The 16,799-nt window shown below is 60.6% G+C and carries 13 protein-coding genes and 1 tRNA gene; 12 read left to right on the top strand and 2 right to left on the bottom strand.

All coding sequences use genetic code 11. The features are described 5' to 3' along the window. Positions 1-63: 63 nt before the first annotated feature. From WA225_RS07165 to pgaD, 6 genes are all read left to right on the top strand, one after another. Complete coding sequence (locus tag WA225_RS07165; RefSeq protein WP_422607392.1) at positions 64-699, top strand: NADH:ubiquinone oxidoreductase subunit N; 636 nt, start codon at positions 64-66, stop codon at positions 697-699. A 319-nt stretch (positions 700-1,018) separates the two neighbouring features. Next, positions 1,019-2,524: a YdgA family protein gene (locus WA225_RS07160; RefSeq protein WP_422607391.1), complete on the top strand. Its 1,506-nt coding sequence runs from the start codon at positions 1,019-1,021 to the stop codon at positions 2,522-2,524. Positions 2,525-2,782: 258 nt separating this feature from the next. Then, the gene (gene pgaA / locus WA225_RS07155; protein WP_422607390.1) at positions 2,783-5,263 is read left to right on the top strand and encodes a poly-beta-1,6 N-acetyl-D-glucosamine export porin PgaA; all 2,481 of its coding nucleotides are present in this window, start codon (positions 2,783-2,785) and stop codon (positions 5,261-5,263) included. Between the two features lie 12 nt (positions 5,264-5,275). Further along, positions 5,276-7,273 carry a poly-beta-1,6-N-acetyl-D-glucosamine N-deacetylase PgaB gene (gene pgaB, locus WA225_RS07150; RefSeq protein ID WP_422607389.1) on the top strand — a complete coding sequence of 666 codons (1,998 nt, stop codon included), beginning with the start codon at positions 5,276-5,278 and terminating at the stop codon, positions 7,271-7,273. A gap of 1 nt (position 7,274) precedes the next feature. Next, the gene (gene pgaC, locus WA225_RS07145; protein ID WP_122844372.1) at positions 7,275-8,630 is read left to right on the top strand and encodes a poly-beta-1,6-N-acetyl-D-glucosamine synthase; all 1,356 of its coding nucleotides are present in this window, start codon (positions 7,275-7,277) and stop codon (positions 8,628-8,630) included. After that, the gene (gene pgaD, locus WA225_RS07140) at positions 8,627-9,154 is read left to right on the top strand and encodes a poly-beta-1,6-N-acetyl-D-glucosamine biosynthesis protein PgaD (RefSeq protein WP_422607388.1); all 528 of its coding nucleotides are present in this window, start codon (positions 8,627-8,629) and stop codon (positions 9,152-9,154) included. Before pgaC ends, pgaD begins: the two co-directional genes overlap by 4 nt. A 102-nt stretch (positions 9,155-9,256) precedes the next feature. On the opposite strand, the gene WA225_RS07135 is transcribed toward pgaD, so the two are convergent. Further along, a complete protein-coding gene (locus tag WA225_RS07135) occupies positions 9,257-10,786 on the bottom strand; it encodes an FAD-dependent oxidoreductase (RefSeq protein WP_422607387.1) in 1,530 nt (509 codons plus the stop codon). A gap of 139 nt (positions 10,787-10,925) precedes the next feature. Between WA225_RS07135 and WA225_RS07130 the strand changes: the two genes are divergently transcribed. The 5 genes from WA225_RS07130 (at position 10,926) to WA225_RS07110 (ending at position 14,754) form a co-directional block, all read left to right on the top strand. Next, complete coding sequence (locus WA225_RS07130; RefSeq protein WP_422607386.1) at positions 10,926-11,486, top strand: YbhB/YbcL family Raf kinase inhibitor-like protein; 561 nt, start codon at positions 10,926-10,928, stop codon at positions 11,484-11,486. An 87-nt stretch (positions 11,487-11,573) separates the two neighbouring features. After that, positions 11,574-13,259 carry a vWA domain-containing protein gene (locus WA225_RS07125; RefSeq protein WP_422607385.1) on the top strand — a complete coding sequence of 562 codons (1,686 nt, stop codon included), beginning with the start codon at positions 11,574-11,576 and terminating at the stop codon, positions 13,257-13,259. Between the two features lie 30 nt (positions 13,260-13,289). Further along, positions 13,290-13,871 carry an RNA polymerase sigma factor gene (locus WA225_RS07120; protein WP_422607444.1) on the top strand — a complete coding sequence of 194 codons (582 nt, stop codon included), beginning with the start codon at positions 13,290-13,292 and terminating at the stop codon, positions 13,869-13,871. After that, a complete protein-coding gene (locus tag WA225_RS07115; protein ID WP_422607384.1) occupies positions 13,868-14,464 on the top strand; it encodes a hypothetical protein in 597 nt (198 codons plus the stop codon). The genes WA225_RS07120 and WA225_RS07115 overlap by 4 nt, the downstream gene beginning before the upstream one ends. 20 nt (positions 14,465-14,484) lie before the next feature. Further along, positions 14,485-14,754, top strand: a complete 270-nt coding sequence (locus WA225_RS07110) for a hypothetical protein (protein WP_422607383.1) — start codon at positions 14,485-14,487, stop codon at positions 14,752-14,754. 77 nt (positions 14,755-14,831) lie between these two features. Here the strand turns inward: WA225_RS07110 and WA225_RS07105 are convergent. Then, positions 14,832-14,908: transfer RNA gene (locus WA225_RS07105), tRNA-Arg, on the bottom strand. A gap of 431 nt (positions 14,909-15,339) precedes the next feature. On the opposite strand from WA225_RS07105, the gene gabD reads away from it, so the two are divergent. Beyond that, entirely contained in the window at positions 15,340-16,782 is a 1,443-nt protein-coding gene (gabD, locus tag WA225_RS07100; RefSeq protein ID WP_007917688.1) for an NADP-dependent succinate-semialdehyde dehydrogenase, read from the top strand. Positions 16,783-16,799 lie beyond the last annotated feature (17 nt).

Here is a 16,799-nt window from a genome sequence, read left to right as displayed (position 1 = left end):
GGCGCCCCGTGCAAAGCACCCTTCCAGCGCACATTGCTAGCGCTGGTCTAGGGGAAACCAATAATGAAAAACCCTTACGCTCTCGGCTTCTGGTGCGCCCTCGCAGCGCTGGTGCTGCTCTCGGCCACCTATTTCTACGGCATCATGCTGGCTCACCAGATCGACAAGGCCATGGTTTTCCTCGACAGCGCCGTCGCGCTGATTGCGGTTATGGCAATCGTCGTCGTGGCGTGGGCGTCGGTTCAGGTGCAGCGGGTCAAGAAAAGACAACTTGAACAGGGCAAGACCCTGGTGCTGATCTGGGACACCAAAGTTGCCCTGCGCCGGGTCGAAACCGTGTTCGACCGGTATTTCTGGGGCAGTTACTGGCAACCGGGACGGACCTTCGCCGAAGTCATGGGCGAACTCACCGGCACGCCGCTGGAAAAAAGCCTCGAAGCGCTGAAAAAACAGTGTCTGGAACTCGATAAGCAGATTGATGGCGAGGGCTGGCACTGGCTCAACAATGCCCGGGAATTGTCCGATGTCGCCACGGCCATGGCCCGCGAGCGCTATCAACTGGATTTCTGCGATCCACGCGCCGACGGGCCGGGCGGGGCGGTGATCGATCGGGATTTTGAAGTGCTGGTCTACACCTGGACCGCGCGGCTGAAAAGCTTTGATCATCAGCTCGATGCGATGGAGGTTCAGTATTCCTGATGCTCTGCTGAATCAAATGGCCTCATCGCTGGCAAGCCAGCTCCCACAAGGTTTTCTGGTGTTCACAGAATTTGTGTTCACCCAAGATCCCTGTGGGAGCTGGCTTGCCAGCGATGGCGTCTGCAAAGCCACCGAAACTCTTCCAGTCTCTCAGCTGTCCATTCCCCCCATAGACACTCTTTAACCTTTAAACATTGGGCCGTCTTGCGCGCCCGGTGCTAATCTCCACCGCTGAATTCAGCGCAGTCGAGCCGCGACCCGGTCACGGGTTCAGGGAAGACGACCACACTCACAGCCACGGAAATCGATCAGGTCATTCATGAATAAATCAGCAGGCGTGCTTCTCGGAATTGTTGTTGCCATCGGCGCGATCAGCGCAGGCGGGGCCTGGTACACCGGGACCAAGATCGAAGGCGTGCTGAACAACGCCGTCAGCAATGCCAACAAAGAGCTGCAAACCGCGATGGCCGGCTCCAACGGCACCGCGTCGCTGGAACTGGTGTCGCTCGACCGCCACACCTTCACCAGCACCGCGCACTATCGCCTCAAGGGCGAAGGCGAGATGTTTGGCGACAAGCCGGTCGAATTGCTGTTCGTCGACCACATCGAACACGGTCCGTTGCCGTTCTCGCGTCTGGTTTCGCTGAAATGGCTGCCGGTCATGGCCACCAGCAACTACGAGCTGGAAAAGAACCCGGCCACCGAAAAGTGGTTCGCCGCGACCAAGGGCGCCGCGCCGCTCAAAGGCGTGACCAGCATCGGCTACGACGAATCCACCACCAGCACCCTCGACCTGCTGCCGTTCGAAACCGCACTGGATGAGCAGTCGAGCCTGAAATTCTCCGGCCTGACCATGAACATCTCGGCCAACGCCCAGGCGCAGAAGGTCAAGGCGGACGGTTACATGGACAATCTGAAACTGGTCACCGTCGCTGAAGATCAGGCGCCGGTGCAGGTCGAACTCAACGGTCTGACCCTGGCCAGCAACCTCGCCAAGAGCAGCTACGGCTACTACACCGGGGAAAACACCCTGGAACTGACCAACAGCAAAACCACCTTCGGCACCAAGCAATCGGTGCTGGGTGTGAAGAACTTCGAAATGAAGAACCTCACCGAAGAAAACGGCAGCAATGCCTCGGGCCGTGCTGATTACAAGATTGGCGAAGTCAGCCTCAACGACAAGAAAATCGGTTCGGCGAACATGGCCATGAGCCTGAAGAACCTCGACATCCCGTCGACCATGTCGCTGATGCAGATCTACCAGACCAAATTGCAGCCGTATGAAAAGGCTGCCGCCGAAGCCGCAGCCCAGGGCTTGCCAGCGCCGGAGTTGAACCTCACCGAAGCTGAAAACGCCCAGGTCAAAGCCGACCTGCAGAAACTGCTGGCCGCCGGCCCGCAGATCGCCTTGGAAAACCTGTCGTTCAACACTGCCAACGGTGAGAGCAAGGCCAATCTGGTGATTGACCTGACCAAGCCGCAATCGATGGATCTGCCACCGGATCAACTGGGCAAACAACTGATCGCGTTGCTTGACCTGAATATCCAGGTATCGAAGCCAATGCTGGTCGATCTGCTCAGCGTGCAGGCTCAACTCGACGGTCAGACCGATGCTAAAGCCATCGTCGATCAGTCCAAGGAAGCGGCTGACATGTTCGCTGGCATGGCGGTGGGTTCGCAGTTGGCAGTCGTCGACGGCAGCAACGTGGTGACCAAGCTGCATTACGCCGCCAATCAAGTCGAATTCAACGGCCAGAAGATGACCGTCGAGCAGTTCGTCGGCTTCCTGATGAGCAAGTTCGCAGGCGTCACGCAAGTGCAGTAATTCTGCGTTCTTAATAGCAACGCCCGGCCTCTGTATCGCACAGACGCCGGGCGTTTTGCTGTCTGGCGTTCGGGTTTTCGGCGTTTTGGCTGAGCCGCTCCCACGATTCTGAACAATTATTGTGTTGCGGATATTGGTCTACGCTTGCGTGCAAGACTGCCTGACTAAGCTTGGCCGTTGGATGTGCATTGGCGGCCACCGTTACGAATGGGCAAGGAGGGCATTGCGACCCGGCTGGCCATGTAAGGATGCTGACGAATGCCGCGTATTGATGTTCCTGTATTACATCGTGGTTTACGCCCGTTGTTCCGAGTCGCGCTGTGCAGCCAATTGCTCTGGCCGGCGCTGGCGTTTGCCGACACGCCCTACGATCAGAAGGTGCGCGACGCCCGTGCCGGGCAAACCACGCCCGCGCTGACGGTATTGCGTCAGGTGCCGCCGGGGCAGTCGACCACCGGGCAGATCAGCGATCACCTGCAAATCGCCAGTTGGGCCGGTCTCGACGCCGAAGTGGTGCAGGTCTATGAAACCCAGGGTCGCGACCGCGTCCTGCCGGTTCAGGCGCTGACAGCCACCGCCCGCGCCTATCGCAACCTCAAACGCTGGGATCAGGCAACTCAGGTCTACAACAAAGCCTTGGCGCTGGAGCCGGATAATGCCGACCTGCAACTGGGTTTGGCCCTGACTCAGGCTGACGCCGGTAAACCCGACGAAGCGGTGACCCGCGCCAAAGCGCTGGTGGCAGCCAAACCCGATGATCCGTCGCGCCGTCTCGCCTTGGGCTACGCCCTGACCCGCGCCGGCAAGCAATACGATGCGCTGTTCGAATACGATCAGGCTTTCAAGCGCGCCGGCACTAAACCGGAGGTCGCTCGCGAATACGTGGTCGCCCTGCAAAAGGCGCGTCTGCCCGAGCCGGCGCTACGCCTGGCCGATCAACGTCCGGGCCTGATCGATCCGGTCACGTTGCGCCGCCTCGAAGGTGATCTGGCGGCCGAGCGCGTACGCCTCGCCGAATACGCCACCCGCAGTGAGAAAGAACGCTACGTCATCGCCGACCGTGCGCTGGCCGATTACGACAAACTGCTCGCCACCTGGACGCCTGATGCGACGGCTCACGATGATGTAATTCGCTGGCGCATCGACCGCATGGGTGCACTCAAGGCCCGCGCACGCACGGCTGACGTCATCACTGAATATCAGAAGCTGCAAGCCGAAGGCGTGAAGATTCCGACTTACGCCCTGCGCTGGGTGGCGGCGTCGTATCTGGATCAGCGTCAGCCGGAAATCGCCACCGATCTCTATCGCCAAGTGCTGTCGGCGCCAGACGCCGATGTCGGCGACCGCCTCGAAGACACCACCGCGCTGTACTACTCGTTGCTGGAAAGCGATCGTGCCGACGAGGCGCGCAAAGTCGCCGAAGACCTGGCCAAGTCCCAACGCCCGCGCATTGAGCTCAAAGGTTTGCCCATCGGCAACCCCAACGATGAATGGATGGACGCCCAGCAACTGGCGGCGCAGGCCGGCACCTATGGCTCCGACTTGCCCCACGGTGAGGAACGCTTGCAGACCCTGGTCGATCAAGCACCGGGCAACGTCGGTTTGCGTCTGGCCCAGGCCGATTTGTACCTTGCCCGCAACTGGCCGCGCCGCGCAGAAATGCAGCTCAAGGAAACCGAGAGCATGGTGCCGCGCGACATGGGCCTGGAAATTGGTCAGGCGCACACGGCCATGGAATTGCAGGAATGGCGGCAAATGGATGCGCTGACCGACGACGTCGTCGCGCGTTATCCGGACAACCGTCAGGTGCAGCGACTGGCCCGCGAACGCGAAGTGCATGACATGTCCGAGCTGCGCGTCGAAGCCTATGGCGGCAAGGCCAATGGTGGCGGCAGTGGCGATGCCGGCGCGGTCAGCGGCAGCCGCGACTTTGGCATCCAGACCACCTTGTACAGCCCGCCGATCGATGAAGACTGGCGCGTGTTTGCCGGGGCTGGCTATGCCACCGGCGACTTCGCCGAAGGCACCGGCAACCACCGCTTCCAGCGTGTCGGCCTGGAGCGGCGCACCCGCGACATGACCCTTGAAGCGGAAGTCTCCAACCATTCCTACGGTTTCGGTGACAAACAGGGCGCGCGTCTGGCGATCGCCCGTGACATCAACGATAACTGGCAGTACGGCGGCAGCCTCGAATACCTCTCGGCCGAAACCCCGCTGCGCGCGCTCAACAGCGACATCAAGGCCAATGGCGGCAGCGGTTTCATTCGCTGGCGCGCCAATGAAAGCCGCGAGTGGAAACTGTCGGTAAGCCCCTCGCACTTCAGCGACGGCAACAACCGCGTCGAGGCCTTGCTCACTGGTCGCGAAGGCGTTTACAGCGCGCCGAACGTGCAGGTCGACGCCGGTCTGGAAGTCGGCACCAGCCACAACTCCAAGTCCGATGACGTGCCGTACTTCAACCCCAAATCCGACTTCAGCGTGATGCCGCTGGTCAACGTCAATCACGTGCTCTACCACCGCTACGAAACTTCGTGGAGCCAGCAATTTCAGGCCGGCGCGGGGACATACAGCCAGCGTGATCATGGCACTGGCGGCATGGCGCTGCTCGGTTACGGCCAGCGTTATACCTGGAACGACGTGTTCGAGGTGGGCGGCTTGTTCAGTGTGATCAACCGGCCCTACGACGGTGATCGGGAGACCGATCTGCGTCTGCTCGTCGACCTCACTTTCCGCTTCTAGAAGAGTTTGAAGATGCCTTTGATTTCGCGTTTCATCCTTCTGCTGGGAGTGCTGCTGGTCAGCGCTTGCGCCCAGCAAGCTCCGGCCTTCGCGCCGCCGTCCGAGCGTCCGCTGGCGGCCAGTGAAAAACCGTGGCCGAAAAATCACGTGCTCGGCATCGCCTATCACGATGTTGAAGACCGCGATCCCGATCAGGCCGTGGTGGCGGTGCGCACCGAACGCATGATCGAGCAGCTCGCCTGGTTGCGCGAAAACGGCTACAAGCCAGTCACGGTCGACCAGATCATGGCGGCGCGCAAGGGCGGCCCGGAGCTGCCGGCGAAAGCGATTCTGCTCAGCTTCGACGACGGCTATTCGAGCTTCTACACCCGCGTCCTGCCGGTGCTGCGCGCCTATAACTGGCACGCATTGCTGGCGCCGGTCGGCAGCTGGATCGATACGCCGCTCAATCAACCGGTGGATTTCGCCGGGGCGCCGCGTGCGCGTTCCGACTTCCTGACCTGGGATCAGGTGCGTGAAATCTCGCAATCCGGTCTGGTGGAAATCGCCGCCCACACCGACGCCAACCACAAAGGGATTCTGGCCAACCCGCAAGGCAACATGCAGCCGGCAGCGGCGACCCGGCGCTACGATCCGCTGACCAAACGCTACGAGTCCGAGGCTGACTTCCAGGCGCGGATTCGCACCGACGTGAATAACATCTCGGAGAAAATCCGCAAGGTCACCGGCAAGAAACCGCGCGTCTGGGTCTGGCCGTACGGCACGGCGGACGGCACCTCGCTGACCGTGGTCGGCGAGGAAGGCTACGAGATGGCCCTGACCCTGGACGACGGTCTCGACGCCCTCGACAACCTGATGAGCAGCCCGCGATTTCTCGTCGCCTCGGACCCTGATGGTGAACATTTCGCCAACAGCGTCGTTGGTGTGCAGTCGGATTTCGCCATGCGCGTGGTGCATGTCGATCTGGATAACGTCTACGACCCGGACCCGGCGCAGCAGGACATCAACCTTGGCAAACTGGTGCAGCGCATGGCCGACATGGGCGCCAACACGGTGTTCTTGCAGGCCTTCGCTGATCCTAAGGGCGATGGTCTGGTGCACTCGCTGTACTTCCCCAACCGTCACTTGCCGGTGCGCGCCGACATCTTCGATCGCGTCGCCTGGCAGCTGCGCACCCGTGCCCACGTGAAGGTGTTTGCATGGATGCCGGTGCTGAGTTTCGGCCTCGATTCGAAACTGCCGCGTGTCACCCGCTGGGATCCGAAAACCGGCATCACCGCAGTCGATCCAGATCAGTACAAACGCCTGTCGCCGTTCGATCCTGAGGTGCGGCGGATCATCGGTGAAATCTATGAAGACGTGGCGCGCCTGACTTCGGTCGACGGCATTCTTTACCACGACGATGCGGTGCTGTCGGACTTTGAAGATGCCAGCCCTGAAGCCTTGAAAGCCTACGCCGCCCAAGGTTTGCCCGGCTCGATTGCCGCGCTGCGCGATGACCCGGCCGCGATGCAGCGCTGGACGCGCTTCAAGAGCAAATACCTCATCGACTTCACCAACGAGCTGACCGCCAAAGTCCGCGCCATCCGTGGCCCGCAGGTGCAGACCGCGCGCAACATCTTCGCCGAGCCGATGCTCAATCCACACAGCGAAGAATGGTACGCACAGAACCTTGACGATTTCCTCGCGACCTACGACTGGACCGCGCCGATGGCCATGCCGCTGATGGAAAAACAGACCCAGGCAGAGTCCGGCCCGTGGCTGGAAGCGCTGGTGGCCACGGTCAAAAAACGCCCCGGCGCACTGGATCGCACGGTGTTCGAATTGCAGGCCCGCGACTGGACCAAGAAGGATCAGGCCGACATCGACGGCGTGCACCTGGCGGACTGGATGGGCCGTCTCAAGCGTCAGGGCGCGACCAGTTTTGGTTACTACCCGGACAACTTCCTCGACAACCTGCCGGACCTGAAAACCGTAAGGCCTGCACTCTCCAACAAATGGAATCCATAACATGCTGGATAGACTGTTAGCCCTGCTTGTTCTGGCGCTCGTCCTCGGCGTGCCGCTGGGGCTGATCTTCCTGGTCACCGGGCAGTTCCTGATGGACTTCGTGTTCTTCTACCCGCTGTTCATGTCCGGGTTGTGGATTGCCGGTGGCCTGTATTTCTGGCTGCACTGGGAGCGCCACTGGCCGTGGAAAGACGACACGCTGCCGCCGCCGCTGGAAGGCGAACCGCTGATCTCGATCCTGATCCCTTGCTACAACGAAGGCGACAATGCCGCCGACACCATCCACGCGGCGCTGGCCCAGCATTATCCGAACATCGAAGTCATCGCGATCAACGACGGTTCCAAGGACAACACCGCGCAAGTGCTCGACGCGCTGGCCAAGGAAGATCCGCGACTGCGCGTGCTGCATCTGGCGGAAAACCAGGGCAAAGCCGTCGCTCTGCGTATGGGGGCGATCGCGGCGCGGAGTGAATATCTGGTGTGCATCGACGGCGACGCGCTGCTGGCGCCGAACACGGCGGCCTATCTGGTCGCACCGATGCTGGATAACGCTCGTCTTGGCGCGGTGACCGGCAACCCACGGATTCGCACGCGTTCAACGTTGGTCGGGCGCGTTCAGGTCGGTGAGTTCTCCTCGATCATCGGCCTGATCAAACGTACGCAACGGGTATTCGGGCGGATTTTCACCGTGTCCGGAGTGATCGTCGCGTTCCGCCGTACCGCGCTGAACCGCGTCGGTTACTGGAGCCCGGACATGATCACCGAAGACATCGACATCAGCTGGAAGCTGCAACTCGATCACTGGAGCATCTTCTACGAGCCGCGCGCGTTGTGCTGGATCCTCATGCCGGAAACCCTCGGCGGCCTGTGGAAGCAGCGTTTGCGCTGGGCCCAGGGCGGCGCCGAAGTGCTGTTCAAGAACATCCGTGGCATCTGGCAGTACCGCCATCGTTACCTGTGGCCACTGCTGTTCGAATACTGCCTGTCGACCGGTTGGGCGTTTACCTTCCTGCTGTCGGTGATTTTCTGGGGCGTGGGCAAGTTCGTGGTCATGCCCGAGGCGATCGCGGTGGATCACCTGATGCCGCCAGCGTTTACCGGGTTGCTGCTGGCGTTTGTTTGTCTGGTGCAGTTCGCGGTCAGCATCATCATTGACCGTCGCTACGAGCCGGGGTTGGGCAAGACCATGTTCTGGGTGGTCTGGTACCCGATTGCATTCTGGTTCGTCAGTTTGCTGACCACGCTGGTCAGCTTCCCGAAAGTCTTGTTCGGCCAACATCAGAAACGTGCGCGTTGGGTCAGTCCCGACCGGGGTATCAAACCGATTGGCGACGACGAAGAGGAGGTCATCAAATGAAAATCATCCGGACCCGCCAGCGGCCCTTTCTGGTCGTGGTCGATGTGGTGCTTACCGTGGTGGCGTGGGTGGGGCTGCTGTTCTTGCTGATCCGTGGGTTATGGCCATTGATTGAAACCCATGCCGGTGGACCGCGTATCGATAACTCGGCGTTCGAAGCGTTGGGCACGCTGCAGATTTATCTGTGGGTGGCGTTGGTCAACGCGGTGATCCTGATCGGTTGGGCGCGTTACCAGCAGCGCAAAAGCCGCAGTTTCGCCCAGCGCCGGTTGCCCTCGCCGGTGATCGACGATGAAGGGTTGAGCAAGAGTTTCAAACTCTGCGATGACCGCTTTCAGAAACTGCGCACGCCCGGGGTGATGACCATTCACAACGATCAGGAAGGTGACATCAGCCATGTGGTGACGCACTTCTGGCCGGTTCAGCAGCAGGAACTGCCACCGCCGCTGGCACCACTGGAGAATCCACGGGTGATCTTTTTGCATGCCGAGGATGACGACAATCGCGAGCCCCTTTCCCGTTAATTGATCGTTCCCACGCTCCGCGTGGGAACGCCTCTAGGGACGCTCTGCGTCCAGTGACGCGGAGCGTCACGGGCTGCATTCCCACGCAGAGCGTGGGAACGATCAAGCGTAATCGCGGATCAGTGTCCAGGCCTCTTCCATTGCCAGCGGTTGCTTCATGCGCTCGGCCAGCAGCGCCATCGCCCGTTCCTTCTCGCAAGCGACTGCAGCGACCAGAATGCCGTTTTTGCCGAACAGTCCTATGAATGGCGGATGTTCAGGCTCACCGAGAAACTCCACCTCATCCCAGTGCTCAGCGTGGCCAAGGTAGTCGTAATTCTTGCCGAAGTGCCAGGTCCAGAAGAACGGAACGTCGAGGTAATGTTCGTCGCCACCGAGCATATTGGCGGCGGCGATGCGCGCATGCTGCTGAGCCAGGCGCCAGTGTTCGATACGTTGTGGCTGGCCGTGCAGCGGGAACGTCGCGATGTCGCCGACAGCCCACAGGCCTTCGCTGACGCGCATGCCATCGTCAACGCGAATTGACTGATCTTTTTCCTTCGGCAGAGAAGCGAAAGCTGCGGTCGCCGGGTGCACACCGACCCCGGCCAGCACCAGATCCGCTGACAGCCGCAGGCCATTGTCCAACAGCACGGCTTCGACCTTGCCTTCGCCGATGATCTCTGTCGCCTCGTGCTCGCTGATGAATTTCACGCCGTTTGCCTCGTGCAGCGTGCGAATCGCTTTGCCCACGGCTTCGCCGAATTGCGCGGCGAAGGGAATCGCGTGGCGCGCCAGCACCGTGACGTCGAGGCCGTATTGGCGCAGGGCCGAGGCACATTCGAGGGCGATGAAGCTGTCGCCGATGATCACCGCACGTTGCTCCGGTTTGGCAGTGTTCATTATTTGTTCTGCCTGGGCTTTTGAGCGCAGTACGAATACCTGTGGCAGATCGGCACCGGGCAGTTCCAGCGGGTTGGGTTCGCCGCCGGTGGCGAGCACTGCGGCGTCGTAGCGCAGCGTCTGGCCGTCGATAAATTGCAGGGTTTTGTTCGGGACATCGATCGAGCTGATTTCAGCTGGTTGGCGTTCAATGCGCTGCTCTTTATAGAAGTCCTCCTCCCGCAGCGGCGGCGTTTCTTGCGGGGGCATCTCCCCGGCGAGGACAAACTTGCTCAACACGGTACGGTCGTAGCCGGCATCCGCCTCGCGATCGATCATCACAATCCGGCCACCGAAACCCTTTTCCCGCAACGCCGCCGCGCACGCCGTGCCTGCTGCACCGGCGCCGACGATCACAAAGGTGCGCGAGTCATCCGCCGGCGGCGTGTGCGGGTCAGGCAATGGCTGATCATCGACCCAGACCTCATCGCCCCGCAGTTCCAGCGGATAACGCTTGAGGCTGTCGAGCGCCGGTGGCTCGCACAATGCGCCGTCTTCAGCCCGAAACGCAGCCTTGTGCCACGGGCAGATCAGGCGTCCGTGACACAACGCACCGTCAGCCAACGGCGCGCCGGCATGTGGGCATTCGCCCTGAAACGCACGTAGCTGGGCGTTGGAGCGCAACAGCACGATCTTGCAGTCGCCGATTTCAACTTGCAGGCCACGGTCTTCAGGGACATCAGCGATACGGGCGACACGGTGCAGGGGCATGATCGGCTTCCTCGCGGGCATTTCTCTTGTGAGTTTGCGCGGTAGTGCGAGGTTCAGCCATTTGCTACTGCCACGGCACGAACGGTACAGCTATAGTTTGCAAGCCGACGACGGCCCAACTGCACAAGGTGCTCCCGGAATGACCCGATTGACCTCTCTCAACCCATGGCTGGCGGCCGTTGCCGTGGCCCTTTGCGTGCAGTTTCCGGCGCAGGCCCAGGAGCGTTTCACCCTCAGCATCCCGGGTGTTTCCGATAATCGCCTGTTCACCTCGGCAGCGGCCAGCGATGCCGCCGGTTGCGGCGGCAAGAACCAGTCGCCGGCCCTGAGCTGGAATGCCGGTCCCGCCGCGACCCAGAGTTACGCGATCGTCATGCACGATCCCGACGGCCAAAAAGGTCTGGGCGTCGATCACTGGATTCATTACGGCATCAAAGCCACCACGCACCAGATTGCTGCGGGCGTCGGCGCCAAGTCTGCGTTCGAGGGCGTCGGCGGCACCAACAGCAAGGGCAACACCCATTACATGGGGCCGTGCCCGCCAGTCGGCGACAGTGCGCACCACTACATTATCCAGATCTACGCACTGGATCTGGCGCCAGACGCCTTGCCGGCCGGTCTGACCCGCGCCGAGCTGATGGAGAAAATCAAAGGTCATGTGCTGCGTAACAGCAGTGCGGTGCGGCGTTATCACCGCTGAAAATATTTTCAGCGGCGTTTAACCCGAACTGAAAGGGCTGCCCGTCTCAGTGGATGAATGATCAATTTCATCCCGAGGTCAGCCCCCATGTCCCTTTCTGTGTATTTCTTGCGACCCGCAGCGGTCGGTGTGTTGCTGGCGGTGGCCGGCTGCGGCGCGTCCTCCAACCCGGAATCCGCTGCCTTGCCGGCACCCGCTCAGCCTGCGCAGATGATTCAACAGGACGCGGTGATGGCTGACAGCTCAATGGCAAAACGCGCGCTGTACAGGATGCCCAATGCGGGCAGTGCGCCGATGCCGTTGCCGGAGAGTTATCCACAGGGCTATCGCGACGAACAGCGCGAGCAGTATCAGGCGTTGGCGGATAACCCGATCCACAGCGTTGCTGAAACGCCGGTATCGACGTTCAGTGCCGACGTCGATACCGGCAGCTATGCCAACGTCCGCCGCTTGCTCAATCAGGGGCGTCTGCCGCCGGAAGGTGCGGTACGGCTGGAAGAAATGGTCAATTACTTTCCCTATGACTACGCGCTGCCCAGCGATGGCTCGCCGTTTGGCGTGACCACCGAGCTGGCCGCTTCACCGTGGAACCCGCACACCCGCTTGCTGCGCATCGGCATCAAGGCGTCCGACCGGGCGGTGGCGGAGTTGGCCCCGGCCAATCTGGTGTTTCTGGTCGATGTGTCGGGCTCGATGGACCGCCGCGAAGGTCTGCCGATGGTCAAAAGCACGCTGAAATTGCTGGTCGATCAGTTGCGCGATCAGGATCGTGTGTCGCTGGTGGTCTATGCCGGCGAATCGAGAGTGGTGCTGGAGCCGACTTCCGGACACGAAAAAGCGAAAATTCGTACAGCCATCGAGCAATTGACTGCGGGTGGCTCGACCGCTGGCGCCTCGGGTATCGAACTGGCCTACCAAATGGCGCAGCAGGCCTTCATCCCCAAAGGCATCAACCGCATCCTGCTGGCCACCGATGGTGACTTCAATGTCGGCGTCAGTGATTTCGACAGCCTCAAACAAATGGCTGTGGATAAACGCAAAACCGGGATTTCGCTGACGACCCTGGGTTTCGGTGTGGATAACTACAATGAACACCTGATGGAACAACTGGCTGACGCCGGGGATGGCAACTACGCCTACATCGACAACCTGCGCGAGGCGCGCAAAGTGCTGGTGGATCAGCTCGGCTCGACCCTTGCGGTAGTGGCAAAAAACGTCAAATTGCAGGTTGAATTCAACCCGGCGCAGGTCAGTGAATATCGTCTGCTCGGCTACGAAAACCTTGCTTTGAAGCGTGAGGATTTCAACAATGACAAAGTCGATGCCGGCGAAATCGGCGCGGGACACACGGTGACCGCGCTGTACGAAATTGTTCCGGCGGGCGAGCTGGGCTGGCTGGAGCCGCTGCGTTACGCTAAGTCGGAGCCGGTTGTTTCCGCGAAGAACCAAGAATTGGCCATGCTGCGTGTGCGTTATCAACAGCCTGACGGTGGGAAAAGTCTGCTGATCGAGCGGCCGATCGCCAATCAGGTCGCATCTGCCAGTGAAGACCTGCGCTTTGCCGCTGCCGTTGCCGCGTTTTCCCAACAGCTCAAGGACGCTCGCTATACCGGTGACTTCAGCCTGAAAGACACCGAAGCTCTGGCCCGTGGCGCGCGTGGCGATGACCGCTTCGGTCTGCGCAATGAGTTCGTGCAACTGGTCGAATTGGCGCACAGCTTGCGCAGCTCAACTGCATCGAATGCGCTGGCCACTGAACAACGGATCGAATAAGTGAGTCGTCTGAAAGGCTTCATCAGTCAGCTGTTTGCCTCGGCAGACAGCTCAACTGCCAGCAGCGATGAATCGCTGCTGGCGCGTTATCGCCAAGGCGACGGCGCGGCGTTCGAGATCTTGTACGCGCGCCATCGCCAAGGCCTGTACCGGTTTCTGCTCGGATTGAGCGGCAAACCGGAACTGGCCGACGAAGTATTTCAGGAGACCTGGCTGAGCCTGATCCGCAGCAGCAGTCAGCCACAAGGCCGAGCGACATTTCGTACATGGCTGTTCCAGATAGCGCGCAATCGCCTGATCGATCACTGGCGCAAACACGGCGCCCGACTGCCGTTGCATGACAGCTACGACGAGCAACATCACGCAGTCAGCGATGAAACCAACGATCCCGAACAACTGCTCACTCTCAGCCGTGACCGCCAGCGCCTGGACAGCGCTCTGCAAACCCTGCCCGCCGACCAGCGTGAAGTGTTCCTGCTGCGTGCCCACGGCGACCTCGACCTGGCACAAATCGCCAGCCTCACCGAAACACCGCTGGAAACCGTCAAAAGCCGCTTGCGCTACGCCCAGCAAAAACTGCGTCGGCTGCTGGCCGAGGAGGTACTGACATGACTGACGCCCGCCAGACACCCGATGATTCGGTGATAAAACATGTGCGCGAACAGCACAACGCTGAACCGCCAGCGCACCTCGATGCGTTCATCCTCAACGCCGCGCAGCGTCAAACCCCTGCGCCGAAACCAAGCCTGTGGCAACGCTGGCTGGACGCTTGCCGCAAACCCCGCTGGCAAGTCGCATTCGCCAGTCTGGTTGGCGTCGCGTTGATGTTGTCACTGGTGCAACGCGCCCCTGAACCGCTGCGTCAGTACGACTACGCCCCAGCCCCCAGCCTTGCTGTGCCCATGACCGACACGGACTCAGCGCAACTGCACCGATTGTCGGCCCCTGCCGGCGCCATGCCAGCACCTGTGCCGATGATGGAAATGGCCGCGCCGATGCAAGATCAAGCCATCAGCCGCGATGAGGCCAAATTCAGCAAACGCGCCGCCGCCCCGGCCAACGGCCTCGACGCACAACTGCGCGAAGTCCTGCGCTTGCGCGATTCCGGCCAGTCGCAAGCCGCCGATAACCTGTTCAACAACCTGCACAAACGCTACCCGAACACCGATCTCGACGCGCGCCTTGAACAGTTGCAAAAAAAATGACCGCTTGATCCCCCAGCCATTTGGCATTGCCCCGCAAAAACGCGCACTATCGGGGCATTGCCGATGCGCTGGAGGACAACGTGGCATCAAAAATTGACCGCATCGCCCAACTGCTCAACTGCCCGGAGAAGGGCGAAGAGATGCGGCGCGCGATTACTGAAGCACGTAAGGAATTTCTGCTGAATCAGCCGGAAGAAGATGGCGTTGATGAAGACGAGGTTTTCGAAGCGGAGGTTGGGGAGGAAGAGGATGACGATGATTACGACGAATTCGACTGGACGACGGAGTGACGTCCTTCCCGTCCCTTTGCGTCGCCCACAAAAAAGCCCCGGACCATCACAGTCCGGGGCTTTCTCGTTTAAATCAATGGTGCACCAGGCGGGATTCGAACCCACGACCCCTGCCTTCGGAGGGCAGTACTCTATCCAGCTGAGCTACTGGTGCAGCGGGCGACATCATACCTAGGTCGGCTCGGGGCGTCCATGCTGGGGTTTGTCAGTGCGCGTGTCGGTTGAAATCGCTGTATTCCTTAAAGCTGTAACGTCCTGCAAAACCCTCGCTTGGCGCTTTCCCGGGGTTGATCTATGGTTTTGCTGCGGCAACGGGTTTTGGCTCGTTGATCTGAAAAATCCGGCAAAAGCGGCGTTTTTGTTCTTTTTTTCGAACGACCTATTGTCCTTTACCCCCTTTGATCCTACGATCCGTTTGAGATTTCAAACGCTCTTTGCTGGGTGTTGCAGCGCTGGTGGTTCGAATCGTCCACGGTTGATGCGCCACACCCGGTCACTGATTTCCCTGACGGCAGCCTTGCGAGGCGCCTTTCTACAATCATAATTTGCTCCGCGCAGGCCGCGGTGCTGTTAAGGAAAGCCGACATGCAGCTTAAAGACACCCTGTTGTTCCGCCAGCAAGCCTTCATTGATGGCGCTTGGGTCGATGCGGACAACGGTCAGACGATCAAGGTCAACAACCCGGCCACCGGCGAAATCCTCGGTACCGTGCCGAAGATGGGCGCTGCCGAAACCCGCCGTGCCATCGAAGCCGCTGACAAGGCGCTGCCAGCCTGGCGTGCACTGACCGCCAAAGAGCGTGCCGGCAAGCTGCGTCGCTGGTTCGAACTGATGATCGAGAACCAGGATGACCTCGCGCGCCTGATGACCCTCGAGCAGGGCAAGCCGCTGGCCGAAGCCAAGGGCGAAATCGTTTACGCCGCTTCGTTCATCGAGTGGTTCGCCGAGGAAGCCAAGCGCATTTACGGTGACGTGATTCCGGGTCACCAGCCAGACAAGCGTCTGATCGTGATCAAGCAGCCAATCGGCGTGACCGCCGCGATCACCCCGTGGAACTTCCCGGCGGCGATGATCACCCGTAAAGCCGGGCCGGCACTGGCCGCCGGTTGCACCATGGTGCTCAAGCCTGCTTCGCAAACGCCGTTTTCCGCTTTCGCTCTGGCCGAACTGGCCCAGCGCGCGGGCATTCCTGCGGGCGTGTTCAGCGTGGTGTCCGGCAGCGCCGGCGACATCGGCAGCGAGCTGACCAGCAACCCGATCGTGCGCAAGCTGTCCTTCACCGGTTCGACCGAAATCGGTCGTCAACTGATGTCGGAATGCGCCAAGGACATCAAAAAAGTCTCGCTGGAACTGGGCGGCAACGCGCCGTTTATCGTGTTCGACGATGCGGACCTGGATAAGGCCGTCGAAGGCGCGATCATTTCCAAGTACCGCAACAACGGTCAGACCTGCGTCTGCGCCAACCGTCTGTACATTCAGGATTCGGTCTACGACGCGTTCGCCGAGAAGTTGAAAGTGGCTGTGGCCAAACTGAAGATCGGCAACGGTCTGGAAGACGGCACCACCACGGGTCCGCTGATCGACGAAAAAGCCGTGGCCAAGGTGCAAGAACACATCGCTGACGCTGTAGCCAAAGGCGCAACCGTACTGGCCGGTGGCAAGGCGATGGAAGGCAACTTCTTCGAACCGACCATCCTCACCAACGTGCCGAAAAACGCCGCTGTGGCCAAGGAAGAAACCTTCGGTCCACTGGCGCCGCTGTTCCGCTTCAAAGACGAGGCCGAAGTGATCGCGATGTCCAACGACACCGAGTTCGGTCTGGCTTCGTACTTCTATGCTCGTGACCTGGGTCGTGTGTTCCGTGTCGCTGAAGCGCTGGAATACGGCATGGTCGGCGTCAACACCGGGCTGATCTCCAACGAAGTCGCGCCGTTCGGCGGCATCAAGGCCTCGGGCCTGGGCCGTGAAGGCTCCAAGTACGGCATCGAAGATTACCTGGAAATCAAATACCTCTGCCTGGGCATCTAAGCCGGGAAAGGGATCGC

Source organism: Pseudomonas sp. (assembly GCF_049300855.1).
Taxonomy (GTDB): domain Bacteria; phylum Pseudomonadota; class Gammaproteobacteria; order Pseudomonadales; family Pseudomonadaceae; genus Aquipseudomonas.
The sequence above is the reverse complement of the archived record's forward strand: the minus strand, read 5'-3'. Positions and strand labels throughout refer to the sequence as shown.